Annotated in this window: 24 protein-coding genes and 1 tRNA gene; 11 read left to right on the top strand and 14 right to left on the bottom strand. The window is 62.7% G+C overall.

All coding sequences use genetic code 11. The annotated features are described in order from the left end of the window. Positions 1 to 234: 234 nt before the first annotated feature. A tRNA-Leu gene (locus C8N43_RS02370) sits at positions 235 to 319 on the bottom strand. A 186-nt stretch (positions 320 to 505) separates the two neighbouring features. On the opposite strand from C8N43_RS02370, the gene C8N43_RS02365 reads away from it, so the two are divergent. Next, the gene (locus C8N43_RS02365) at positions 506 to 1,024 is read left to right on the top strand and encodes a glutathione peroxidase (RefSeq protein WP_107844081.1); all 519 of its coding nucleotides are present in this window, start codon (positions 506 to 508) and stop codon (positions 1,022 to 1,024) included. On the opposite strand, the gene C8N43_RS02360 is transcribed toward C8N43_RS02365, so the two are convergent. The 5 genes from C8N43_RS02360 to ypfJ all read right to left on the bottom strand — a co-directional run bounded on the left by C8N43_RS02360 (position 1,021) and on the right by ypfJ (position 6,270). After that, positions 1,021 to 2,373, bottom strand: a complete 1,353-nt coding sequence (locus C8N43_RS02360; protein WP_107844080.1) for a TRAP transporter large permease — start codon at positions 2,371 to 2,373, stop codon at positions 1,021 to 1,023. The two genes, C8N43_RS02365 and C8N43_RS02360, sit on opposite strands and share 4 nt — an antisense overlap. Continuing rightward, positions 2,370 to 2,954 carry a TRAP transporter small permease gene (locus C8N43_RS02355; RefSeq protein ID WP_107844079.1) on the bottom strand — a complete coding sequence of 195 codons (585 nt, stop codon included), beginning with the start codon at positions 2,952 to 2,954 and terminating at the stop codon, positions 2,370 to 2,372. The genes C8N43_RS02360 and C8N43_RS02355 overlap by 4 nt, the downstream gene beginning before the upstream one ends. 10 nt (positions 2,955 to 2,964) lie before the next feature. Continuing rightward, the gene (locus tag C8N43_RS02350) at positions 2,965 to 4,209 is read right to left on the bottom strand and encodes a flavin-dependent oxidoreductase (RefSeq protein ID WP_107844078.1); all 1,245 of its coding nucleotides are present in this window, start codon (positions 4,207 to 4,209) and stop codon (positions 2,965 to 2,967) included. A gap of 62 nt (positions 4,210 to 4,271) precedes the next feature. Next, positions 4,272 to 5,303, bottom strand: coding sequence for a TRAP transporter substrate-binding protein (locus C8N43_RS02345; RefSeq protein WP_107844077.1), 1,032 nt, complete (start codon positions 5,301 to 5,303; stop codon positions 4,272 to 4,274). Positions 5,304 to 5,406: 103 nt separating this feature from the next. After that, positions 5,407 to 6,270: a KPN_02809 family neutral zinc metallopeptidase gene (ypfJ, locus tag C8N43_RS02340; protein ID WP_107844076.1), complete on the bottom strand. Its 864-nt coding sequence runs from the start codon at positions 6,268 to 6,270 to the stop codon at positions 5,407 to 5,409. Positions 6,271 to 6,396: 126 nt separating this feature from the next. Here ypfJ and C8N43_RS02335 point away from each other — a divergent pair, with 126 nt between their 5' ends. Next, on the top strand, positions 6,397 to 6,972 hold the full coding sequence (locus C8N43_RS02335) for a YqaA family protein (RefSeq protein WP_107844075.1): 576 nt from the start codon (positions 6,397 to 6,399) through the stop codon (positions 6,970 to 6,972). Then, the gene (locus C8N43_RS02330; RefSeq protein WP_107844074.1) at positions 6,969 to 7,433 is read left to right on the top strand and encodes a disulfide bond formation protein B; all 465 of its coding nucleotides are present in this window, start codon (positions 6,969 to 6,971) and stop codon (positions 7,431 to 7,433) included. Before C8N43_RS02335 ends, C8N43_RS02330 begins: the two co-directional genes overlap by 4 nt. 118 nt (positions 7,434 to 7,551) lie before the next feature. Here C8N43_RS02330 and C8N43_RS02325 read toward each other — a convergent pair whose 3' ends face one another. Continuing rightward, positions 7,552 to 7,821 carry an usg protein gene (locus C8N43_RS02325; RefSeq protein WP_107844073.1) on the bottom strand — a complete coding sequence of 90 codons (270 nt, stop codon included), beginning with the start codon at positions 7,819 to 7,821 and terminating at the stop codon, positions 7,552 to 7,554. Between the two features lie 203 nt (positions 7,822 to 8,024). Here C8N43_RS02325 and gyrA point away from each other — a divergent pair, with 203 nt between their 5' ends. Genes gyrA through gluQRS form a run of 5 tightly spaced genes read left to right on the top strand, consistent with a single transcriptional unit; the run spans position 8,025 to position 14,309 of the window. Next, on the top strand, positions 8,025 to 10,775 hold the full coding sequence (gene gyrA / locus C8N43_RS02320; RefSeq protein WP_211308552.1) for a DNA gyrase subunit A: 2,751 nt from the start codon (positions 8,025 to 8,027) through the stop codon (positions 10,773 to 10,775). Between the two features lie 60 nt (positions 10,776 to 10,835). Then, positions 10,836 to 11,498: a hypothetical protein gene (locus tag C8N43_RS02315; protein ID WP_107844072.1), complete on the top strand. Its 663-nt coding sequence runs from the start codon at positions 10,836 to 10,838 to the stop codon at positions 11,496 to 11,498. Further along, positions 11,473 to 12,834 (top strand): methylenetetrahydrofolate--tRNA-(uracil(54)-C(5))-methyltransferase (FADH(2)-oxidizing) TrmFO, encoded by a 1,362-nt coding sequence (gene trmFO, locus C8N43_RS02310; protein WP_107844071.1) that lies wholly within the window; start codon positions 11,473 to 11,475, stop codon positions 12,832 to 12,834. The genes C8N43_RS02315 and trmFO overlap by 26 nt, the downstream gene beginning before the upstream one ends. Before the next feature lie 21 nt (positions 12,835 to 12,855). After that, the gene (locus C8N43_RS02305; RefSeq protein WP_107844070.1) at positions 12,856 to 13,467 is read left to right on the top strand and encodes a class I SAM-dependent DNA methyltransferase; all 612 of its coding nucleotides are present in this window, start codon (positions 12,856 to 12,858) and stop codon (positions 13,465 to 13,467) included. Beyond that, positions 13,464 to 14,309: a tRNA glutamyl-Q(34) synthetase GluQRS gene (gluQRS, locus tag C8N43_RS02300; protein WP_107844069.1), complete on the top strand. Its 846-nt coding sequence runs from the start codon at positions 13,464 to 13,466 to the stop codon at positions 14,307 to 14,309. The genes C8N43_RS02305 and gluQRS overlap by 4 nt, the downstream gene beginning before the upstream one ends. A gap of 10 nt (positions 14,310 to 14,319) precedes the next feature. Here the strand turns inward: gluQRS and hisI are convergent, their stop codons facing one another. Continuing rightward, the gene (hisI, locus tag C8N43_RS02295) at positions 14,320 to 14,682 is read right to left on the bottom strand and encodes a phosphoribosyl-AMP cyclohydrolase (RefSeq protein ID WP_107844068.1); all 363 of its coding nucleotides are present in this window, start codon (positions 14,680 to 14,682) and stop codon (positions 14,320 to 14,322) included. A gap of 111 nt (positions 14,683 to 14,793) precedes the next feature. Here hisI and C8N43_RS02290 point away from each other — a divergent pair, with 111 nt between their 5' ends. Then, complete coding sequence (locus C8N43_RS02290; protein WP_107844067.1) at positions 14,794 to 15,246, top strand: iron-sulfur cluster assembly scaffold protein; 453 nt, start codon at positions 14,794 to 14,796, stop codon at positions 15,244 to 15,246. A 187-nt stretch (positions 15,247 to 15,433) separates the two neighbouring features. Here the strand turns inward: C8N43_RS02290 and C8N43_RS19865 are convergent, their stop codons facing one another. From C8N43_RS19865 to sciP, 5 genes are all read right to left on the bottom strand, one after another. Next, a complete protein-coding gene (locus C8N43_RS19865; protein WP_281257867.1) occupies positions 15,434 to 15,556 on the bottom strand; it encodes a hypothetical protein in 123 nt (40 codons plus the stop codon). A 112-nt stretch (positions 15,557 to 15,668) separates the two neighbouring features. Continuing rightward, the gene (gene recG / locus C8N43_RS02285) at positions 15,669 to 17,759 is read right to left on the bottom strand and encodes an ATP-dependent DNA helicase RecG (RefSeq protein WP_107844066.1); all 2,091 of its coding nucleotides are present in this window, start codon (positions 17,757 to 17,759) and stop codon (positions 15,669 to 15,671) included. Positions 17,760 to 17,765: 6 nt separating this feature from the next. Continuing rightward, the gene (ligA, locus tag C8N43_RS02280; protein WP_107844065.1) at positions 17,766 to 19,907 is read right to left on the bottom strand and encodes an NAD-dependent DNA ligase LigA; all 2,142 of its coding nucleotides are present in this window, start codon (positions 19,905 to 19,907) and stop codon (positions 17,766 to 17,768) included. Positions 19,908 to 19,991: 84 nt separating this feature from the next. Continuing rightward, complete coding sequence (gene ctrA, locus C8N43_RS02275) at positions 19,992 to 20,711, bottom strand: response regulator transcription factor CtrA (protein ID WP_107844064.1); 720 nt, start codon at positions 20,709 to 20,711, stop codon at positions 19,992 to 19,994. Between the two features lie 90 nt (positions 20,712 to 20,801). Next, the gene (gene sciP, locus C8N43_RS02270) at positions 20,802 to 21,086 is read right to left on the bottom strand and encodes a CtrA inhibitor SciP (protein WP_107844063.1); all 285 of its coding nucleotides are present in this window, start codon (positions 21,084 to 21,086) and stop codon (positions 20,802 to 20,804) included. A 131-nt stretch (positions 21,087 to 21,217) separates the two neighbouring features. On the opposite strand from sciP, the gene mnmA reads away from it, so the two are divergent. After that, complete coding sequence (gene mnmA, locus C8N43_RS02265; RefSeq protein ID WP_107846204.1) at positions 21,218 to 22,366, top strand: tRNA 2-thiouridine(34) synthase MnmA; 1,149 nt, start codon at positions 21,218 to 21,220, stop codon at positions 22,364 to 22,366. A gap of 56 nt (positions 22,367 to 22,422) precedes the next feature. Continuing rightward, complete coding sequence (locus tag C8N43_RS02260) at positions 22,423 to 22,788, top strand: PaaI family thioesterase (protein ID WP_211308589.1); 366 nt, start codon at positions 22,423 to 22,425, stop codon at positions 22,786 to 22,788. Here C8N43_RS02260 and C8N43_RS02255 read toward each other — a convergent pair. Next, on the bottom strand, positions 22,785 to 23,552 hold the full coding sequence (locus tag C8N43_RS02255; protein ID WP_158269894.1) for a glycosyltransferase: 768 nt from the start codon (positions 23,550 to 23,552) through the stop codon (positions 22,785 to 22,787). The genes C8N43_RS02260 and C8N43_RS02255 overlap by 4 nt on opposite strands. Positions 23,553 to 23,686: the final 134 nt, after the last annotated feature.

The following is a 23,686-nucleotide window of genomic DNA, read 5'->3' as shown; positions in this document are numbered from 1 at the left end:
GCAAATTTTCGATTCGCTTTTTCGGAAAACGAGACTCCGACAGATGCCTGCCGGACCCCCCGATTTGTTCAAGAATTGGAAACAATAGGCAGGTTTCAGCTGATCTGTCGCCCTGTGGGAACCACGGCCTCAAACTTGCCACAAACTATCCCCACCAGCGCCCTAGAGATGAACGCGCGCGACACACTGATGCCACGGACCCGTGGGCGGAAATTTCGGAGATGTGCAGCGGTTTGGTACCCGAGGTCGGACTCGAACCGACAAGCCTTGCGGCGGGGGATTTTGAATCCCCTGCGTCTACCAATTCCGCCACTCGGGCCCCTGATCTGCGCGGTGGCGCGGTAGCCGCCACCAGAGGTGCGTGCGGTGTAGCGGGTGCCGCCGCGTGCGTCAATTTCCAAAAGCGCGATCAAGCCGTTACATTTTTCTTTACCTTAAATGGAACCGATCCCGCGCTCGGCACGTATACCGAGGACCACGAGGCCGACGGAGCAACATCCCCCCTATGCGTTTCCTTGTTCAGATCATGGCGGTCCTCGCCGCCGGTGCACACAGCGCCGCCGCGTTTACCTTCCCGAGTATAGACGGCGGCCAAATTGATCTTGAGGCATGGAAGAACCGACCGGTTCTCGTGGTCAACACAGCCTCCCTGTGCGGTTTTACCTACCAGTACGATGGCCTGCAGGCGCTCTACGACCGCTACCGCGATCGCGGGCTAATCGTGCTCGCCGTGCCGTCGAATAATTTCCGCCAAGAGCTGGCGAGCGGCGATCAGGTCAAGGAATTCTGCGCGGTGAATTTCAACCTCGACATCCCCATGGCCACGATCACCGACGTCAAAGGCCCCAAGGCGCATCCGTTCTACAAGAACGTGCGCAGCCAGACCGGCTTCGTGCCGCGCTGGAACTTCAACAAGGTGCTGATCGACGGCAATGGCGATATCGTGGAGACCTACAGCTCCGGCGTGAAGCCGCTGAGCCGGACGATCACCTCGAAGATCGAGGCGCTCCTGCCCAAAAGCTAGAACATCACGCCCACGAGCCACAGCGTGATCCCCGGGAACGCCACCAGGATCACCACCCGGACGAGATCGGACGCCACGAAGGGCAGCACGCCCCGGTAGGTCTTCGAGATCGGAATGTCGCGGCCCACCTGATTGATGATGAACAGGTTCATCCCCACGGGCGGCGTGATCAGCCCCACCTCCACCACAATCAGCGCGAGGATGCCGAACCAGATCGCCGCCTCCTCCGTCGTCAGGCCGAAGTCGAGGATTTCGATGATGGGGAAGAAGATCGGAATCGTCAGCAGGATCATCGACAGGCTGTCCATCACGCAGCCAAAGATCAGGTAGCACACCAGCATCGCGATCAGCACCGTCATCGGCGCAAAGCCCTGGGTCGTCACCCAATCGGCCATCGCCTGCGGGGCCTGGGTGAAGGCGAGGAAGCTGTTGAAGACCTGCGCGCCGAAGATGATCAGGAAAATCATCGCCGAAGCCTGCGCCGTCTCGAGGATCGACGCCTTGAAGCTCTGCCAGTTCAGCCCGCCCGTCGCCACACCGTAGATGCCCGTGGCAATCGCGCCGACCGCGGCGCCCTCGGTGGGGGTGAACAGCGCCTGCACCCCGGGGCGGAACCAGTTCCAATCCCCCGCGATACCGCCCATGACCAGACCGAAGATCACCACCACCGGCCAGACCTTCACCAGCGTCTTCATGCGCGCGGCAATCGGCTTGCGCTCGGCCGTGGGGCCGGAGCCGGGCTTGACCCGCACATAGATCGCGACGGTCAGCATGTAGCCCGCCGCTGCCAACAGGCCGGGGATCAGCGCCGCGATGAACATCTTGACGATGTTCTGCTCGGTCAGGATGGCGTAGATCACAAGGATCACCGAAGGCGGGATCAGGATGCCCAAAGTGCCGCCCGCGGCGAGCACCCCGGTGCTCAGACTGTCGGAAAACCCACGCTTGCGCATCTCGGGCAAGGCCACCTGCCCCATGGTCGACGCCGTTGCCAGCGACGAGCCGCACACCGCGCCAAAGCCCGCGCAAGCCCCGACCGCGGCCATGGCGACCCCGCCCTTTCGGTGACCCAGCCAGTCGGACGCCGCCTGAAACAGCGCCGCACTCATCCCCGACTTGGTGGCGAATTGCCCCATCAGCAGGAACAGCGGCACGATGGTCAGCGAGTAGCTGGAGAATGTGTCATAGGTCAGCGTCTTCATCTGGCTTAGCGTCGCCGACGGCCGGCCCAGCACAATCCATGTGCCGATAAAGCCCGTGGCAAACATCGCGACGCCGATGGGCACGCGCAGGAAGATCGCCAGCAACATCAGGGCGAAGGCCACCAGGGCCAGCTCGAGACCGGTCATGGGCGCACCTCGTGGCCTGCAAGCACCCAATTGAGCGCGCGCCACACGGTGTAAAGGCTGACGACAAAGAACAGCGTCGCACCGATGGTCGCCAGCCCATAGGGGATCCACACCGGCATCTCCAGCTCATAGGTCGTCTCGGGAAAGAAGGGTTTGGAGCCCATGCCGAGCGCGCCGCGCAGGCTCTCCGAGAAGTAGGGAAACTTCTCGCCAAAGCCCAGATAGATGCGCCACAGGATCAGGCCGGAGACCACCGCCACCGTCATATCCCCGATCAGGCCGAGGGCCGCTTTTGCCCGGGCTGGCATCCGGTCCACGACGATGTCCACCGTCACGTGACCCCGCTTGAGCTGGCACCACGGCAGGAAGGCGAAGATGGCGATGGCGCAGCCCGCCTCGACCAGCTCGAAATCCCCCTTGATGGGCCCCAGCCCGAAGGACAACAGCGCGCGGCCAATAATCGAGGCCACGGTGATCGCCGCCGCCGCCACCAGGATCAAACCGCCGCCGAAGGCCAGCCAGCGGCAGACGGCCTCCAGGCTGCGCCCGATGCGCGCTTCGAGTTGCGGTGCCAGTGCCATGCGGTCCCCTTCAGATGATCGGCGCCCGCGCGTTCAGCGCGTCCACATCCATTCCCGCGACCGACTTATAAGCTTTCGCCATCGCGTCCAACTCGTCATGCGACATGACATCTTCAATTTGCGCAAACCCGTCCGGCGCGCGTTCGGCGACGAGGTCGAGCACCTTGTCCGGCCCGTCGCCGCGGTTGGCCAGAACCAGCGCGTTCACCGCGTCGCGCCGGATGTTCTCGTAGGCATGGAGCGCGGCTTGGGTGACCCCATGCTCGCGCATCGCCGCGGCCATGTGGCGCGCATCGAGGATGCATTGCGACGCCCCGTTGGAGCCGATGGGATACATTGCATGGGCCGCATCGCCCAGCAGCGTCATCGGACCGTGGGTCCATTGCGCAAGCGGGTCGCGGTCGACCATCGGGTATTCCCAGACCTGCTCCGCCCCGGCGATGATCTTGGGTATGTCGAGCCAGTCGAAATCCCAGTCCGCAAAGGCGGCGGCGAAATCCGTGCGCGCGCCCTCGCGCGACCAGTCTTGTGCGCGCCAATCGTAATCCTCGGGCATCGTCAGGTCCGCAATCCAGTTGATCCGCATACCGGTCGGCGTGCGCCCGATCGGGTAGGCCACAAACTTCTGGTCCTTCTTGCCGGCCATGACAACGGAGCAATCGCTGAGGAAAGCCGGGCCATCGGTCACGCCGCGCCACATCATCGTGCCGCCCCACTTGGCCCCGCCTTCATCGGGGAAGAGCGTCGCGCGCAGGGTCGAATTGATGCCATCGGCGGCGATCAGGACCGTACCCTCCTCCGCGCCGAGCGTCTCGCCGCTGGCGCGGTCAGTGAGCGTGACAGAGACGCCCTGCCCTGTCTCTTCCCACGTGGTGACCGCATGCCCGGTGGTGATCACCTTTGGCCCACAGCGCGCGATCAGCGCATCATGGAGCGCCATCTGCAGCCCGCCCCGGTGGATCGAGAATTGCGGCCAAGCGTACCCCGCCGCCTGCCCGCGCGGCTCACGCCAGATCAGCTGACCGTGGGCAGAAAAGTAGCAGACCTCCTGCGTGCGCAGGCCGACCACGTCCAGCGCGTCTTCCAACCCCAGCTCGAACAGCTCGCGCGCGGCGTGGGGTTGCAGGTTGATGCCGACGCCCAGCGGCTTGATCTCGCGCACCGCCTCGAAGATGCGAAACGGGATGCCGACCTGATGCAAGGACAGGCCAAGGGCCAGCCCGCCAATTCCTGCGCCTGCGATCAGAACCGTCATGAGTTGCCCCTAGCAAAAAGGCCCCGCACCGGGGTGCAGGGCCTTATGATATCGAACCGAGATCAGTTGGCGTGTTTCGCCACGAGTTCCTGTGCGTCCTTGACCATTGCCGCGCCATCAAGGCCCTTTTCGGTCATCTCGGCGATCCAGGCGGCAGTCAGTTCCTCGCCGATCACCTTCAACTCGGCCACGGACGCATCATCAAGCGTCACGACTTTGTTGTCGGTGCCTTGGGTCACTTCCAGACCGGTCTTGTCGCCCGTATCCATGGCGCGGCCCGCGGCGGCGGAGACCTCGATGCCGGAATTGGCGTCGATCACGGCCTTCAGGTCATCGGGCAGCCCGTCATAGACGGCCTTGTTCATGCCCCACACGAAGAAGGTGTTATAGAGCGCACGATCACCACCGATCTGGGTGTGGCTGTCGGCCAGCTCATGCACTTTCAGCGGCGGCACGATTTCCCACGGGATCACGCCGCCATCCACGACGCCCTTGGACAGGGCCTCAGGGAAGGCCGGCACCGGGATGCCCACGGGCGTCGCGCCCAGGGTTTCCAGCAGTTTGTTGGCCTGGCGCGACGGACCGCGCAGTTTCACACCCGCCAGATCGGACGGCTTCATGATCGGGTCACCCTTCTTGTGGATGACGCCCGGCCCATGCAGATGCGTGGCCATCAGGTGGATGTCGCCCATCCGCTCCGTGAGGTATTTCTGGCTGTACTCCCACACCGCCTTGGAGCTGTCTTCGGCGCTCATGGAGGTCATGAAGGGCAGCTCGAACACTTCCGATTCCGGGAACCGGCCCGGCGTGTAGGCGGGCAGCGCCCAGCCGCAATCGATTACGCCATCGCGGATCTGGTCATACAGCGCCGGGGGTTTGCCGCCCAGTTGCATCGCCGGGTACAGCTCGACCTTGATGCGGCCGCCACTGTCGGCCATGACCTTCTCGGCCCAGGGCTCCATGAAATATTGCGGCACGGAGGCTTTCGGCGACAGGAAGTGCTGGCAGCGCAGGGTGACCTCTTGCGCAAAGGCGGCGCTTCCGGTGACGCCCATGATGGCCGCAAGGGCTGCGGATTTAAGCAGGTGTTTCATGTGGTCTCCTCCCAGAGTGTTGTGCAGGCCCGTCTTCCGCGGGCCATGTCCTATTTGAACGCTAGGCAAATTGATTGACATTGCCAATGAAATTTTTTGTGTCCTACAAACGATCCGTCCCGAAGGTGTCGCAGCTCTGCAGGCTGGCCTGCTGAAAGCCCTGTCGAAACCAGCGCTGGCGCTGCTCGGACGTGCCGTGGGTGAAATTGTGCGGATTGGGCGCGCGCCCGGCATTACGCTGCAGCGTGTCGTCGCCGATCTGCTTTGCGGCATTGATCGCCTCTTCCAGATCGCCACGCTCGAGCGCGTTGAACCGCGCCTGCGCGTAGCGCGCCCAGATGCCGGAGTAGCAGTCGGCCTGCAGCTCGATGCGCACGGAGATCGCGTTGCTCTCAGACTGGCTGACCTGGCGGCGGATCTGGTTGGCCTTGCCAAGAATGCCCAGCTCGTTTTGGACGTGATGGGCCACCTCATGGGCGACCACATAGGCGGCAGCGAAATCGCCTGATGCCCCCAAGCGGCGCGACAGCGTCGTGAAGAAATCGGTGTCGAGGTAGGCCTTGCGATCCGCCGGGCAGTAAAACGGCCCCGACGCGCCGCTGGCCCCACCGCAAGGACTTTGCGTCGTCCCCTTGAAGAGCACCAGCGTGGCGGGTTGGTAGGGCTGTCCCAGCTGTTCGCGGAAAATCTCGGCCCAGACCTCTTCGGTGTCCGCCAGTACGACGGAGACAAACTCCCCCGCCTCGCGGTCAGCCTGCGTGATCTCGCCCGATTGCTGCGTGGCCGGTCCCAATTGGCCGCCGCCTTGCAGCAAGGGCGTCACGTCGATCCCCAGAAAATACCCGATGACCAATACGGCAATCAGCCCGACGCCGCTCAGGCCACCTGTGCGGCCCATGCGCCGCCCCCCGCCCTGTCTGCGACGGTCTTCAATGTTGCGGCTGGTACGCCGTCCTTTCCAGCGCATATGGCGCCCCCCTGTCTGGACATAGGCCCCTTGAGCGGGGCATGGTGCATTGAAGGCAAACCAGACCCATTTGGCAACCGGCATATATAAAGCTGGAGCCCACCAGAGCGAGCGCAGCAGACCCCGATGAAACGTCTCTACGACTGGACCATGTCGATGGCCGACCACCCCTATGCGCTTTGGGTGCTGGCGGTGGTGTCTTTTGCGGAAAGCTCGATCTTTCCGATCCCCCCCGATCTGCTGATGATCCCGATGATCATCGCGGCGCCCCACCGCGCCTTTCTGATTGCGGGGGTTTGTCTAGCGGCCTCGGTGCTGGGGGGGCTGGCGGGCTACGCCATCGGCGCGCTCGCGTTCGAGCAGGTCGGTCGTCCGATCCTCGAGGCGCTCGGCAAGGGCGAGGCCGCGATGGAGTTCAACACCCGCTTCAACGATATGGGCTTCTGGCCCGTGCTGATCGCGGGGCTGACCCCCTTCCCCTACAAGGTGATCACGATCATGTCGGGCTGGACCGGCATGCCGCTGGCAACTTTCATCGTCACCTCGATTGTCGCACGGGGCTTGCGCTTCTTTCTCGTTGCCGCACTCTTGTGGAAATTCGGCCCGCCGATCCGGGACTTCATCGAGCGCCGCCTTGGCCTCGCGCTGAGCGTCTTCGTTTTGATCCTGTTGGGGGGCTTCGCCCTGGTGAGGTACATATGACCTTGAGCCGCATTCAACTGGTACTCGTCGCCGCGGGCGGCTCCGCCGCGCTGCTGGGGGGCGCGTTCCTGTTCCAGCTGGCGGGCTATCCACCCTGCAAGATGTGCCTGTGGCAGCGCTGGCCCCATGCCGCGGCGATTGTCGTCGGGGCGCTCTTTGTGGTGCTGCCGAGCCGTATCTTGGCGCTGATGGGCGCGGGCGCCGCACTGATCACGGCCGGGATCGGCGCATATCACGCGGGCGTGGAGCAAGGTTGGTGGGAAGGCCCGAGCACGTGTTCTTCGGGCGACATCTCGAACCTGAGCCCGGAGGAGTTGCTGGAGCAGATCCTAAATGCAACATTGGTCCGTTGCGACGAGATCGCGTGGCAGCTGGCGGGCATCTCGATGGCAGGCTGGAACGCGATCCTATCTTTAGGGCTCGCCCTGATCTGGATAACAGCAGCGCGTCGCAGCCTCTGAGCGCCAAAGCCCGTTCGAACGGGCTTTGAGAATGCGATTTCGAAATCGCATTCAAACCGCCTTTGGAAGGCGGTTTGGAAAGCCGCGTCGACGCGGCTTCCCGCTCGACACTGCACGCCTAATTCAGTCGAAACTCCTGCACGACGTTTCGCCACTCCCCCGCGCGGATCATCTTGCGGTGGGTGAAGCGGACAGAATGGAGCGGCCCGTCGAGCTTTTCCTGCCAGAATTCGATGAAGCCGAACAGTTTCGGATAGTCCGGCGCGAGATCGTAATCCTGCCACACAAAGCTGTTCAGCACGCTTTGGTGGTCGGGCATCCGGTAGTACATCTCCGCCGTGGTCAGCCCGTAGCCTTTCAACATCAATTCCGTCTCTGATCGGGGCATTTGCGCCTCCTCTTCTGCTCGTCCGGGACCAGCTTTCCATATCGAGATTAAAAATCAATAAAAACATGCTGTTAGCACTCTACCGACTTCGGTGACAATCATGTCGCGCCTGCCCCATTGCACCCCAAACCTAGGTTGGGCTATAGTCAACACAACAAGATATAGAAGGCCGCCCGCGCGCCCAGAGCAAGATCGGACCCCACGTGAACGACACGCCGGAAACCCCTGAAAACGAAGACGAAGTGCCGCCAACCCGGATGGAGTATGACGGCCCGCAGGTCAGCATCACCGATGAGATGAAGACCTCCTTCATAGAATACGCCATGTCGGTGATCATTTCACGCGCGATCCCGGACCTGCGCGACGGGCTGAAACCGGTCCACCGCCGCATCCTCTATGCGATGCACGAGACCGGCAACACCCACGACAAATCCTACAAGAAATCCGCCCGTCCGGTGGGCGACGTGATGGGCAAGTATCACCCCCACGGCGACAGCGCGATCTATGACGCGCTGGTGCGCATGGCGCAGGATTTCTCGATGTCGCTGCCCCTGCTCGACGGTCAGGGCAATTTCGGCTCGATGGACGGCGATAACCCCGCCGCCATGCGCTACACCGAGGTGCGGATGGACAAGCCGGCCGCCGCACTTCTGGCCGATATCGAAAAAGACACGGTCGACTTCCAGGACAATTACGACGGCAAGGACCGCGAGCCGACCGTCCTGCCTGCGCGCTTCCCCAACATGCTGGTCAACGGCGCGGGCGGCATTGCCGTCGGCATGGCCACGAACATCCCGCCCCACAATCTGGGCGAGGTTATCGACGCCACGCTGGCGCTCATCGAAGAGCCCGACCTCGACGAGCATCAGCTTATGGAATACGTCCCCGCCCCCGATTTCCCGACCGGCGGGATCATCCTGGGCCGCTCCGGCGCGCGCAAAGCCTATACCGAAGGGCGCGGCTCGGTCATCGTACGCTCGAAAACTCATGTGGAGGAGATCCGCAAGGATCGTTGGGCCATCGTCATCGACGAAATCCCCTATCAGGTGAACAAATCCACGATGATCGAAAAGATCGCCGAGGCCGCACGCGAGAAGCGGATCGAGGGCATCAGCCACGTGCAGGACGAAAGCGACCGCGTCGGCGTGCGCGTCGTGGTCGAACTGAAGCGCGACGTGACCGCAGAGGTGGTGCTGAACCAGCTCTTCCGCTTCACACCGATGCAGACGTCCTTTGCCTGCAACATGCTGGCGCTGAACGGCGGCAAGCCCGAACAGCTGACGCTGCGCACCTTCCTGACGAACTTCATATCGTTCCGCGAAGATGTCGTCGCCCGGCGCACCGCGTTCGAGCTGCGCAAGGCGCGCGAGCGCAGCCACGTCTTGTGCGGTCTGGCCGTGGCCGTCACCAATATCGACGAGGTGGTCGCCACGATCCGCACCTCCGCCGACGCTGCCGAAGCGCGCCACCGCCTGATGACGCGCGCCTGGCCCGCCGAGGACATCGTCGACTACATCAAGCTGATCGACGACCCGACCCATACCGCCAACGAGGACGGCACCTACAACCTGTCGGAAACGCAGGCCCGCGCGATCCTGGACTTGCGCCTGCAGCGTCTGACCCAGATCGGCGTCAAGGAAGTGACCGACGAGCTGGAAGAGCTCGCGGCCAAGATCACCGAATACCTCGCCATCCTGCGCTCGCGCGAACGCATCATGGAGATCATCTCGAACGAGCTGAAAGACGTGCGCGAGCAGTTCGCTGTGCCCCGCCGATCCGAGATTGTCGATTGGTCCGGCGATATGGAGGACGAGGACCTCATCGAGAAAGAGGACATGGTCGTTACCGTGACCTCCGGCGGCTACATCAAGCGCACCGCGCTCGCCGATTTCCGCGCCCAGAAGCGCGGTGGCAAGGGCGTGTCGGGCATGCAGACCAAGGAAGAGGATGTCGTCACGCAGCTCTTCGTGGCCAACACGCACACGCAGCTTTTGTTCTTCACGACCGACGGGATGGTCTACAAGCTCAAGACTTGGCGGCTTCCACAGGGCGGTCGCACGTCCAAAGGCAAAGCGATCATCAACATCCTGCCGATCCCGCAGGGCGTGTCCATCGCGGCGATCATGCCGGTGGATCGCGATGAAAAAGACTGGGGCGATCTGCAGATCGTCTTCGCCACATCCGCTGGAACTGTGCGCCGTAACCGCCTGTCAGACTTCACAAATGTCATGCGCAACGGCAAGATCGCGATGAAGTTCGACGAAGAGCATGCCGATGTGAAACTGATCAACGCACGCATCTGTTCGGAAGACGACGACGTGATGCTGGTGACCAACTCCGGCCGCGCGATCCGCTTCCCGACGACCGATGTGCGGGTGTTCAACTCCCGCGCCTCGCTCGGCGTGCGCGGCATCAAGCTCAACGGCGACGACAAAGTGGTGTCCATGTCGGTCATTCGCCACTTCGAGGCTGACCCGGCAGAGCGTTCCGCGTATCTGAAAATGCGCCGCGCTGTCATGGGCTTGGCGGACGATGTTGAAGTGGATGAGGACGAGGTCGCACCCGGCGATATCACCACCGAACGCTATGCCGAGATGTCCGCCGCCGAGGACCTGATCCTGACCATTACCAAGGGCGGCGCGGGCAAGCTCAGCTCGTCGCACGACTACCCCGTCCGCGGGCGTGGTGGCATGGGCGTGACCGCGATGGACAAGGCCATGCGCGGTGGCGAGATCGTAGCCTCCTTCCCCGTTGAGATGAGCGACCAGATCATGCTCGCCACCTCCAAGGGCCAGTCGATCCGCTGTCCCGTCGACGGTATCTCCTTCCGCTCACGCTCGGCCGGTGGCGTGAAGGTGTTCGACACCGGCAAAGGCGAAGAAGTGGTCTCGGTCGCGTGGATCGCGGATCAGGGCGAAGACGACGAGGCGGAGACGGACGCACCGGACGCTTAACGAAATTTTTGCACTTGTGTGGCTAGGGTGCCGCCCAAAGGCAACCTGTGAGCGAATCCCATGACCCGTTACGTGATTTCCGGCCCACCGGTGATCCTGGACAACCTGTTGCTTGCGCATATGAAGGTGCTGCTGGAGCTTTGCCCAAATCTTTGCCTGGTCCTCGACGAGCATATCAATGACGGACGGATGCGCGGGCCGTTTATCCAGCTGAACCTGCGACGTCCGTCCAATCCTGCATTGATTTCCAGCCGAATTGGCCGACTGACCTACAGCGCATACGCACCGCGCGGCGTCACGGATCCGGCCGGATGGATTGGGAACTCCGCAACCGTGCGGCAATCCGTGTCCAATAGTTTTGCGGAGAAGACATTCTGCGGCCCGCCGACTTTGATGGTGGGAAGCATGCCGTTCAAGATCACGGCGATGAAAACGATGGGCCTCGCGGCGATCCTGCCCGATATTACCGGCACGCTTGATCGTGATCTGGTGCGGCTCGACGCGCTGTCTGAAGGGATCTCCGCGCCGATCTGGCTGAGTTACAAGGCAGATGCGCTGGAGCGGCCCGAGACAGAGCACGTTCTCGACTGGATCAAATCCTGTGTCCTCGAGGCGAACTGGCTGAATGTGCCCACCGCGTGCCCCCACTTTGAAACAGCCCTTTCCGGCTCTCGCGCGGTGCGCTACATGGCGGGGCATGACGAACAATACCCCCACCCTTAATATCATCGGCGGCGGCATGGCCGGCTCCGAGGCCGCATGGCAGGCCGCCCAAATGGGCGTCAACGTGGTCATCCACGAGATGCGCCCCAAGGTCGAAACCTTCGCCCACCGCACCGGCGATCTGGCTGAAATGGTCTGCTCCAACTCCTTCCGCTCTGACGACAGCGAACAGAACGCGGTCGGACTGCTGCATTGGGAAATGCGCGCGGCGGGCGGCATCATCATGGAAATGGCCGACAAACATGCCCTGCCCGCGGGCGGCGCGCTTGCTGTCGATCGCGACCCTTTCGCGCAATCCGTCACCGCGAAGCTGAAATCCCATCCGAATATCTCGGTCTCATATGAGCCGGTCGAGACGCTGCCCACCGATGGCACCTGGATCATCGCGACCGGGCCGCTGACCTCGCCCGGGCTGGCAAAGGCCATCGCGGCTGAGACGGGGCAAGACGCCCTGGCCTTCTTCGACGCCATCGCGCCGATCATCTATTTCGACACGATCAACATGGAAAAGGCCTGGTTCCAGTCCCGCTACGACAAGGGCGAGACCGAGGAGGAGCGCACAGCCTACCTCAACTGCCCGATGGACAAACCGACCTACGAGGCCTTCATCGACGCGCTGCTCGCCGCCGAGAAGACCGAGTTCAAACCGGGCGAGACGGCCGGATATTTCGATGGCTGCCTGCCCATCGAGGTGATGGCCGAACGGGGCCGCGAGACTCTGCGCTTCGGCCCGATGAAGCCCGTGGGCCTGACCAATCCGCACCAGCCCGACATCAAGGCGCACGCCATCGTGCAGCTGCGCCGGGACAACGCGCTTGGCACGCTGTTCAACATCGTGGGCTTCCAGACCAAGATGAAATACGGCGCGCAAAAGCAGGTTCTGCGCATGATCCCCGGGCTGGAAGAGGCACAATTCGCACGGCTCGGCGGCATCCACCGCAACACGTTCATTAATTCGCCGACCCTGCTGGATGCACAGATTCGCCTGAAGTCGCAGCCGCATCTGCGCTTCGCAGGCCAGATCACCGGGGTCGAGGGATATGTGGAAAGCGCCGCGATGGGCCTACTGGCAGGGCGGTTCGCCGCCGCCGAACTGCTTGGCCAGTCCATTCAGCCGCCGCCGCCCGAGACCGCGATGGGCGCGCTCGTCACCCACATCACGGGTGGTGCCGATGCGAAAACGTTCCAGCCGATGAACGTCAATTTCGGCTTGTTCCCCCCCGTCGATGCCAAGGGCGGCCGCCGCAATCGCGCGACCCGTTACAAGCTCTACACCGACCGCGCCAAACAGGCCTGGTCGCAATGGCTTGATCATGCGAGACTGGACGCGGCCTGAGGTTTTTGCCACGCTGGCGGCATGGTAAAAAAATTTCTCGATCAGGTCTACGAGACCGAAGGCGATGCCGCGACCCGCGCGCTCTATGACGAATGGTCGGCCAGCTATGACGACGAGGTGACCGAGCACGGCTACCGCACGCCGCGCCGTTTGGCCGTCGCCATGGCCAAAGTCGCTGCCGACACGAGCGCGCCCGTGCTCGACTACGGATGTGGCACGGGTCTGTCGGGCGCCGCACTCTATGGCGCTGGCTTCACCACGATCGATGGCGCAGACCCCTCGCCCGGCATGCTGGCCGAGGCGAAGGCGCGCAAATTCTACCGCGATTTGATCCCGCTCGACCTGACCCGGCCTCTGCCTTTCGCGCCCGATGCCTATTCTGCGATTGCGGCGGTCGGGGTCATCAGCACGGGCGCGGGCCCGGCCTCGCTGATGGACACCTTGATCGCGCTGGTTCCTACGGGTGGGATCTTGGGGTTTTCGCTGAATGATCATGCGCTCGAGGATGCAGAATACACCGACGGCGTGCAGCGGTTGAAAGACTACGGCCATATCGCCCGGGTGGAAGAGTACGGCGATCATCTGCCCGGCCTGAACTTGAACTCCATGATCTACGTGTTTGAAAAAGCGTGACCTTTCGAACTCGGTTCGCGCCGTCGCCGACGGGCCCACTGCATCTCGGGCACGCCTATTCCGCATTGCTTGCGCACGATATGGCACTGAAGGCAGGCGGCAGCTTTGTACTACGGATTGAGGATATCGACCAAAGTCGCGCGCGCCCGGAATGGGAGGCGCAGATCTTCGATGACCTCGCGTGGCTTGGCCTGTCATGGGCGGAACCGGTCATGCGCCAGTCGGATCGCGCGCCGGTCTACCGCAAAGCGCTGGACACGCTGTGGCAACGCGGCCTGCTCTATCCATGCCTGTGCAATCGGCGCGATATCATGGAGGCGGCGAGCGCACCGCAAGAAGGCGTGACGCCACCGATGGGCCCGGATGGCATCATCTACCCCGGCACCTGTCGCGGGCGAGATCGCAGTGGACCGTTGCCGGACGGCGCTGCACTTCGGCTTGATATGGCGCGTGCGGCGCGAGGTATCGACGCGGTTTTTACGGAAACCGGCACAAACGCCCGAACTGTTCGTGTCGATGCAGAGACGTTGATCTCTCAGGTCGGCGATGTTGTGCTTGCCCGTCGCGACATGGGGACCTCTTACCATTTGTCCGTGGTTCTGGACGACGCCGCACAGGACATCACCCACGTGGTGCGCGGCGAAGATCTGTTCGAAGCGACCCAAATTCACGTCGTGCTGCAGCGGCTGCTCGGTCTTCCCACGCCCATCTACCACCATCACCCCCTCATTCGGGACGAAGCCGGAAAGCGTCTGGCCAAGCGCGACGACGCCCGCGCTATCGCAACGTACCGCGCCGCCGGGGACAGCCCTGCGGATATCCGGGCAAGGGTTGGTCTTTAGGCTGCGCGTGTTATGCCTCGGGCGACATCAGCTCGACCTCTTCGCCGGAACTCACAGAGGTATAGAAACAGACCCGTCGGTTGGTGTGGCAGGCTGAGCCGGTTTGTCGCACGATAGCCAGCAGGCAGTCGCGGTCGCAATCGACGCGCAGGTCGACAAGCTCTTGCGTGTGGCCACTGGTCTCGCCCTTCACCCAAAATGATTTTCGCGATCTCGACCAATAGGTTACGCGGCGTGTTTCAAGTGTTTTTGCGACGGCCTGCGCGTTCATCCACGCAAGCATCAGCACCTCTCCCGACCCGTGATCCTGGGCAATCACAGGCACGAGCCCCTGCTCATTATAGCTCAAAGTTGCGGGATCGAAGGTGGTCATGGGATTTCCCGTTTTGCAAACCGCGCGGCAAAGCTTATCTTGAGCGTTATCCACGGTTTGCCCGGTGATGGGAAGCCGCAATGAAGTTGTCATGCGAGAGAGAGACGCGCGATGTCCGAGAACACCGATCTGATCAAGCTCTACTCCGGGCAGATTCTGGAACTGGCCGCGGATATTCCGCATACAGAACGGCTTGACGCGCCGCAGGCGACCGCGAAGCGCCGCTCGCCGCTATGCGGATCGACCGTGACGGTTGATCTCGATATGGAAGATGGGCGCATCACCGGATTCGGTCAGGATGTAAAAGCCTGCGCGCTTGGCCAAGCGGCAGCGTCGGTCGTAGGACGGGCCATCATTGGGCGTACGTTGCCCGAGGTGGAAGCGGCCCAAAGCCAGCTCAAGGCGATGCTGAAATCCGATGGCCCCGCCCCGGATGCCCCGTTTGATGGGTTGAAAGTGCTGCTGCCGGCGAAGGATTATCGCAATCGCCACGCCTCGATCCTGCTGTCGCTTGATGCGACACTTGAGGCGATGCAACAGGTCGAAGCCACCCAAACCGCATAAAAAAACCGCCGCGCCCGGGCGGGACGCGGCGGCCAGTCAGCATGTCTTGTCAGGGCAGACGCGCGTGCCGGGAAGAGGCAGTCGGCAGTGGCTGGGGACCAATGCGCATCTCTTGATCGGGAAACGGGATAGGTCCGGATCAAGCCTTTTGGGAATAAGACAGCAGGCAGTTAACTCTTTGAAAAGTCTAGAACAGCGACGGCATGTAGAGCGCGACGGTCATCATGACCCCGATCGCGGCGATCCCGGCGGCATCTTGGGCCAGCGCCTTGGGGGACCGGGACAGAATGGTGCGAAGATCGTTGATCATGGTGAAAGCTCCCTCAAGCGTCGATTGTTTTGTTGCACCTTTGTTCTCATTTCTATCTGAGGTTGTAAAGAACTTTTTAAGAACATTTGAGAACAAATGCAGACTTTTGACCCTAACCCACTGAAATCAAACGTATCGCCTTGTCTTCTTCCATCAGCCACAAAAGAACGCGCGCCGCCTGCCCGCGCGGGGAGGTCAGCCCGGGATCATCATGCATCAGCTTGCGCGCATCGCTTTGCGCGACCGCCATCAGGCTGGTCTGACGCTCCAGATCCGCGATCCGAAAGCGCGGCAGTCCGCTTTGCGCCGTTCCGATCACATCCCCCGCGCCGCGCATTTCAAGATCAACCTCGGAGATGCGGAAGCCGTCCTCGGTCTCGCGCATGATCGCCAGGCGGCGCTTCGCGGTCTCCGACAGCGGGTCCTGAAACAGCAAAAGGCAGGTTGACGCGCCCTCGCCCCGCCCGACCCGTCCGCGCAACTGGTGCAGCTGCGCCAGCCCGAAGCCTTCCGCCCGCTCAATCACCATGATCGTCGCGTTGGGCACGTTGACCCCCACCTCAATCACGGTCGTCGCCACCAACACACAGGTCTCGCCCGCGACGAATTTCGCCATCGCCGCGTCTTTTTCGGCGGGCGGCATCTGGCCATGGACCAGCCCGACGACCCCTTCGCCAAGTGCCGCGCGCAGGTGTTTGAACCGCGCCTCGGCAGCAATCTTGTCGGAAACCTCGCTTTCCTCGACCAGCGGGCAGACCCAATAGGCTTGCCGCCCCTCCGCGATCGCTCCTTTCAGCTTGCCAACGACCTCGTCGAGCCGCGCGGTCGAGACCGTCGCCGTTGTGATCGGTTTTCGCCCGGGCGGCTTCTCGTCCAGCACCGAGATATCCATGTCGCCATATTGCGCCAGTGACAGCGAGCGCGGGATCGGCGTCGCCGTCATGACCAGCATGTCCACCGCGCGGCCCTTTGATCCCAATTCGGACCGCTGATTAACCCCGAACCGGTGCTGTTCGTCCACCACCGCTATGCGAAGGTCTTGATAGTCCACATCTTTTTGGAAGACCGCATGGGTGCCGACAAGGATGTCGATCTTTCCCGACGCTAGCGCTTGCAGCTTGCGCGCGCGGTCCGCCCCCTTGTCGCGTCCGGTCAGAATCTCCAGCACGACGCCCGCATCTTCCGCCAGTGGCACCAAGCTTTCGTGGTGCTGGCGGGCGAGGATCTCCGTCGGAGCCATCATCACGCCCTGCCCACCCGCCTCGATCGCGATGAGCAACGCCATGAAGGCCACCAACGTCTTTCCCGCGCCGACATCGCCTTGCAGCAGCCGGTTCATCTTCACCGGCGCGGCCATGTCACCCGCAATCTCGGCAATCGCGCGGGTCTGTGCGCCGGTCGGGCTGTAGGGCAATGCGCCGAGTACCTTGTCCTGCAGGTCGCCGGTGCCCATTGTGACCACGCCGGGCTTCGCGCGCATGGTCGAGCGCGCCAGTGACAAGGTCAATTGGTGTGCGAACATCTCATCATACGCCAGACGCTCGCGCGCGGGATGGGTCGCCGCGATATCGCCAAGCCGTTCCGGCCTGTGGGCCGCAGCGACCGCGTCGGCCCAGTCCGGCCAATTCGCCTTGGCCTTTTGCGAGGGATCGATCCATTCATCCAGCTTTGGCGCACGCTGCAATGCCGATTGCGCCGCCTTGAAGATCACGCGCTGCGTCACGCCTTGGGTCAGAGGATAAATCGGCTCGAACGCAGGAATTTTTGCGGCCTCCGCCACGGGCACCATGTGGTCCGGATGCACCATCTGCGCCATGCCGTCGAACATCTCAACCTTGCCGGACACGATCCGGCGCTGCCCCGTAGGCAATTGTTTTTGCAGGTAATCCCCGCGCGCGTGGAAGAATACGAGGCGAAATTCCAGCTCCGCATCTCGAACATGGACATGGTAGGGGCGCCCCTTCTGGCGGGGTGGGACATGCATACCGATCTCGACCTCAACGGTCACGACGTCGGGCAATACAACATCCCGGACGGAGGCCTTCAGGGCGCGATCCACCCCCGATTGGGGCAGCGTGAACAACAGATCGCGCGGCTTCTCGACCCCCATATGGGCGAAATTCGCCGCCATCTTCGGCCCGACCCCGTCGAGCTCGGTCAGCTCAGAGAAGAGCGGGAAGAGGATTTCCGGGCGTCCAGACACGGGCGCTCACGCGTCGCCGATGAGCGTCAGCCAGGCGTCTTCGTCGATCACCTCGACCCCGAGATCGGCGGCCTTTGTGGCCTTCGATCCTGCGCCCGGGCCCGCCACCAGCAGCGACGTCTTGGACGAAACGCTGCCCGACACTTTTGCGCCAAGCGCCTCGGCGCGCGCCTTCGCCTCGGCTCGCGTCATCTTTTCCAGCGTGCCCGTGAAGACGACCGTTTTTCCCGCGACGGGCGAGCCGCTGTCGTTAGGCTGGGCGACATCTTCGATCTCCAACTGTTCGACGAGCCGGGAAATAGACGCAAATTCAGCCTCTTGCGCGAAGGCTTGCGTGACCGAGGCGGCCATGACCTCGCCCACGCCGTCGATCGACAAAAGTGACTCCCACGCCTCGCCCTCTTGCGGGGCGGCGTCCCGCATCGCGGTCTCGAACGCGGTCCAGGAGCCGTAGTGGCGCGCCAGAAGATTTGACGCGCTTTCGCCCACGTGGCGAATGCCTAGCGCGAAAATCACCCGGTTGAGCGGAATCCGGCGCCGCGCATCAATCGCGTCGAACAGGTTCCCGGCGGAGGTTTCGCCCCAGCCGTCGCGGTTCTTCAGCTTCGACAGGTTGGCCGCGTCGAGAGCCCGCAGGGTAAAAATATCGGCGGGTTCGCGGATTTTGAGATGGTCGTCATTGTAGAAGGCTTCGACCTGCTTGGCCCCGAGCCCATCAATGTCAAACGCGCCACGGCTGACGAAATGCTTCAGCTTTTCGACGGCTTGCGCCGGGCAAATCAACCCGCCGGTGCAGCGCCTGACCGCATCGCCCTCTTCGCGCACCGCGTCAGAGCCGCATTCCGGACAGGTGTGTGGGAACACGAAGGGCTCGGCGTCAGCCGGGCGTTGGGAAAGATCGACGTCGGCCACTTTCGGGATCACGTCGCCCGCGCGGTAGACCTGCACCAGATCGCCCGCACGGATGTCCTTGCCGTCGCGGATCACCTCGCCCTTGCTGTCGCGCCCGGCGATGTAGTCCTCATTGTGCAGCGTGGCGTTGGAGACGACGACGCCGCCCACGGTCACCGGGGTCAGCCGCGCCACGGGCGAAAGTGCACCCGTTCTGCCGACCTGAATCTCGATCGCTTCGAGCCGGGTCCAGGCCAGCTCTGCTGCGAATTTATGGGCGATCGCCCATCGCGGCGTGGTCGAGCGGAAGCCCAACCTGCGCTGCAAGCCCAGATCGTTTACCTTGTAGACGACCCCATCGATGTCATACCCCAGCTCCGCCCGCTGCGCCTCGATGTCCTTGTAATGCGCGATCAGGGCCTCCGGGCCATCGCAGAGCTTGGTCAAAGGATTGGTCTGAAATCCGAGCTCCGCCAGCCGTTCGATCGCGCCCATCTGCGTCTCCGACAATGGCGCGGAGAGCGCGCCCCACGCATAGGCAAAGAAATCAAGCGGACGGGCGCGGGTAATCTCGGCGTTCAACTGGCGCAGGGATCCGGCGGCGGCATTGCGCGGATTGGCGAACGTCTTGCCACCGCTTTCGTCCTGCGCGGCATTCAAAGCCGCGAAATCCTCGTGGCTCATATAGACCTCGCCGCGCACCTCCAGCACATCCGGCGCGCCGGACAGCTCGGTCGGGATCGTGTCGACCATACGCGCATTTGCGGTGACGTTTTCGCCCACGGCGCCGTCCCCCCGCGTCGCCGCGTAGACAAGTTTTCCGGCCTCATAGCGCAAGGACAGCGACAGACCATCGATCTTGGGTTCGGCCGTGTAGAACAATTGCTCATCTGGCTGAAGGCCCAGGAATTTTCGCACACTGGCGTCGAAATCGGTGACGTCCTCTTCGTCGAACGCGTTGCCCAGAGACAGCATTCGCACTTCGTGGGTGATTTTCGAAAACCCTTCGGCCAGCGGGCCGCCGACTTTCTCGGTCGGGCTGTCATCGCGTTTGAGGTCGGGGAAACGTGCTTCGATCTCTGCATTGCGACGCTTCAGGGCATCATATTCCGCGTCGCTCAGCTCTGGCGCGTCTTCGGTGTGGTAGTCGGCATTGGCCTGCAGCAGGATCTGTGCCAATCGCGCAAGCTCGGCCTTTGCGTCGGCCTCGCTCAACTGCGCCACCGGGGTAAGGTCGGCTCGGCTGTTTTGGTCCATGGCGCGCGCGCTTCCTCTCAGATCACGCCCTAGATATGGCGCGAAGAGCGGGGGCCGTCCAGTGTCGGCCCGCGCGCCAGAGGATTACGCGCTGGCGGCGATGCGTTTGGGACCGGAGTCCTCGCCCACCTGCGGATCGCGCAGCACATAGCCGCGGCCCCAGACGGTTTCGATATGGTTCTCGCCCCCGGTCGCCGTCGCAAGCTTCTTGCGGAGTTTGCAGATGAACACGTCGATGATCTTGAGCTCGGGCTCGTCCATCCCGCCATAGAGATGGTTGAGAAACATCTCTTTCGTCAGCGTCGTGCCCTTGCGCAGGCTCAAAAGCTCCAGCATCTGGTATTCCTTGCCGGTTAGATGCACCGGCACCCCGTCCACATCGACCGTCTTCGCATCAAGATTGACGCAGATCGAGCCGGTCCGAATGACCGATTGCGAATGCCCTTTGGAGCGTCGAATGATCGCGTGAATTCGTGCGACCAGCTCTTCGCGGTGGAAAGGTTTGGTCAAATAGTCATCCGCGCCGAAGCCAAAGCCTTTTAGTTTGTTTTCGGTGTCGTCCGCGCCGGACAGAATGAGAATCGGTGTCTCGATGCGCGATTGCCGCAACTGGCGCAGCACTTCGTGCCCCGTCATGTCTGGCAGGTTCAGATCAAGAAGGATCAGATCATAGTCATAAAGTTTAGCAAGATCAATGCCTTCCTCCCCCAAATCCGTGGAATACACGTTGAGATTGGCGTGGGTCAGCATCATCGAGATGGACTTCGCGGTGGTCGGATCGTCTTCGACGAGTAGCACTCGCATAATGTAGTCTCCGGTATACTTCCCCTCATTACGTTAACACTAAATCGCAAAAGGTTAATTCGAAGTTACCGTAAGTTAATCATACGGGGGTCATGCGTCATTTTGTCGGTAAGCCTGCAAGGACGTGGCCCGAAGCGCCTTCACACCATGGTCCGCGACGGCGTTGCGCCAGGACGCAAGCTCTTCCTCCGACAGGTCATACATCGCACAGGCCTCTTCCGGCGTGACCAGCTGCGCATCGACCGCGCGCACGACCATCGCCTTACGGCTCGCAACCCAGCGGCGGGTGGCGGGGTCCGGCAAATCGGCCCGGCTTATCGTTTTGCCGTCGGGCAAGGTGACCATCCGCGGCCCGGTTTCCTTTTTGAGGTACATACTTAAATTCCCGAATACGTCTCTTGTGCCCTCCTCCTTAGTGTCGATGCCTTAAGGGACCGTGAAGCCCGGCCTTGTTCATCTGTCGCTTTTTCCTATATTCCGCCGGATACCCCACGGAGACGAAGAAAATGCCTTTGGACTGGACCCCGGGACGCGTGAATTCGCTGGGCTTTGCGAAAGCCCCGGCCGAAACGCGCGTGGTCGTCGCCATGTCGGGCGGCGTGGACAGCTCGGTCGTGGCCGCGCAGCTGGCCGAGGAAGGCTATGATGTCGTGGGCGTCACCTTGCAGCTTTATGATCACGGCGCGGCGCTGGCCAAGAAGGGCGCGTGCTGCGCGGGGCGCGACATCCACGATGCCCGCCGCGTGGCAGAGGAAATGGGCTTTCCGCATTACGTGCTCGACTACGAGAACGTCTTCAAGGATGCGGTCATTGACGAATTCGCCGACAGCTATCTGGCCGGTGCCACGCCCGTCCCCTGCATCCGCTGCAATGAGCGGGTGAAATTCAAGGACCTGCTGGAGACCGCGAAGGATCTCGACGCCGATTGCATGGCGACTGGCCACTATATCCAACGCAAAGACGGCCCCCACGGGCCGGAGCTGCACTCGGCCGCCGATGCGAACCGCGACCAAAGCTACTTCCTGTTCTCGACCACGCCAGAGCAGCTGTCTTACCTGCGGTTTCCGCTGGGCCATCTGGCCTCCAAGGCGGAGACGCGGGCGCTGGCCGCAAAATACGGGCTGAGTGTGGCCGACAAGCCCGACAGCCAGGATATCTGCTTCGTGCCCAACGGCGACTATGCGTCCGTGATCGAGAAACTGCGCCCAGGCGCGGGCGAGCCCGGTGATATCGTCGATATGGATGGCAAGATTCTCGCTCAACATAAGGGCGTGCTGCATTACACGATCGGGCAGCGGCGCGGTCTTGGCATTGGTGGCCTCGCGACGCCGCTTTACGTGGTGAAGCTGGATGTGGACGCGAAACAGGTGATCGTCGGCCCGAAAGAGGCGCTGGCGACCCGCAAGATCCCCGTGCGCGAGATCAATTGGCTGGGCGACGCACCGTTCGACAGCCAGGACGAATGGCATGTCGGCGTCAAGGTGCGCTCCACCCGTCCGCCCGCGCCCGCGATCATCCGCCCGATCTCCGCGACCGAGGCGGAGGTCGAGCTGCTGACACCGGAGGAAGGCGTCTCGCCCGGACAAGCCTGCGTGTTCTACGACGAGGGCTCAAGCCGCATCTTCGGCGGTGGCTGGATCTGGCGCGGCTATTGACCGATCTGCCCGCCGATATCGACGCCAAGGTCCGTGCCAGTTTCGCGCAGCAGTCGATGATGGCGTCGCTTGGGGCCGAGATCGTGACGCTCGAGCCGGGGCGGGTCGCCCTATCCGCGCCTGTGCAGGATGGCTTTAAACAGCAACAGGGCTTTGCCCATGCGGGCGTGACCTTTGCGCTTGGCGACAGTGCGGCGGGCTACGCCGCGCTAAGCGTTATGCCGCTGGAGGTCGAGGTCATGACGGCGGAGATCAAGATCAACCTGCTCGCCCCCGCCACCGGGCGGTTGATCGCGGAGGGCCGCGTGCTGAAGGCCGGTCGCCGCCTCGTCGTCGTCGCGGCCGATGTGTTCGCGGAACTCGACGGCACCCGCACCCATATCGCGGCACTGCAAGGCACGATGGTGCCGGTGAACCTTTAGCCCACCATGACCTTGGGAAGCCGCACATCCACGGGTTTCGCCAGAACCTGATCCTCGACGCATTCGATCCGGTGGCCGCCGCGCAGCACGCGGAACTCGGCCCCTGCCTGGCTCAGGATGCGCCGCTCCGGCGGTAACATCTTGTCGGTCTGGCCAAGATTGCGCGCGCGCAGGCAATGAAGCGTCTGAGTCATCACGCCCACATGGGGGAAGCGGTGCCCCAGCCCATCGGCATTGATCAGCATCGGGTTATATCGGCTCGAAGGCCGCGCCACGAGCGACAGCGCAAACGGCATGTCGGGCGAGGTCACGGGCTCCAGCCCGACGAAGGCCTTGCCGCGCATCCCCAGGCGCAATCCGCGCCGGAAGCTCATGAAGGTGCCCTTGGCCGCTTTCGCGCCGCCGTCGCACGGCAACTTCGCCCAACTCTCGATCCCGTGCTCGCGCAGGCGGCGCACGAAGTTGCGCCCGAAGCCTTCGCCCTCACAGATCTGGGTCTGGATCACGGGCTCGTCGCCGCGGCCCAGCCCCTGCATCTGGCGGCGAAAAACGCGGCCCGGGATCATCGGCCGGGCGAAGATCGCCTCGCTGCGCCCGGGCAGGTAATGGTTAAGCAGCCAGTCAAGATGCTCGCGCCCCTCTTGCGGCATGCGCGCGCTGCACAGGAGTGTCAGGCGGAACTGCGGGTCGCTCTGGTCGCGCAGCGACGGCAGGGTGATCCGCTCCAGCAGGTCGAACTGCCGCAGGATTTCATCGTCATTCAAGGTTTTGGGGGATTTTTTGCGTTTGCTCAAAAGCCCGTCCGGCTTGCCACAATACGCAAATTTCATCTGGAAAAAGACATCCATACGCAACTACCTCAACACTGCACTCAAGGGATCGGGTGCATCATTGGCAG

The organism is Litoreibacter ponti (assembly GCF_003054285.1).
In the GTDB taxonomy this organism is placed as follows: Bacteria; Pseudomonadota; Alphaproteobacteria; order Rhodobacterales; family Rhodobacteraceae; genus Litoreibacter; species Litoreibacter ponti.
Note: the sequence above shows the minus strand (reverse complement) of the source record. Positions and strands in the feature narration are given on the sequence as shown.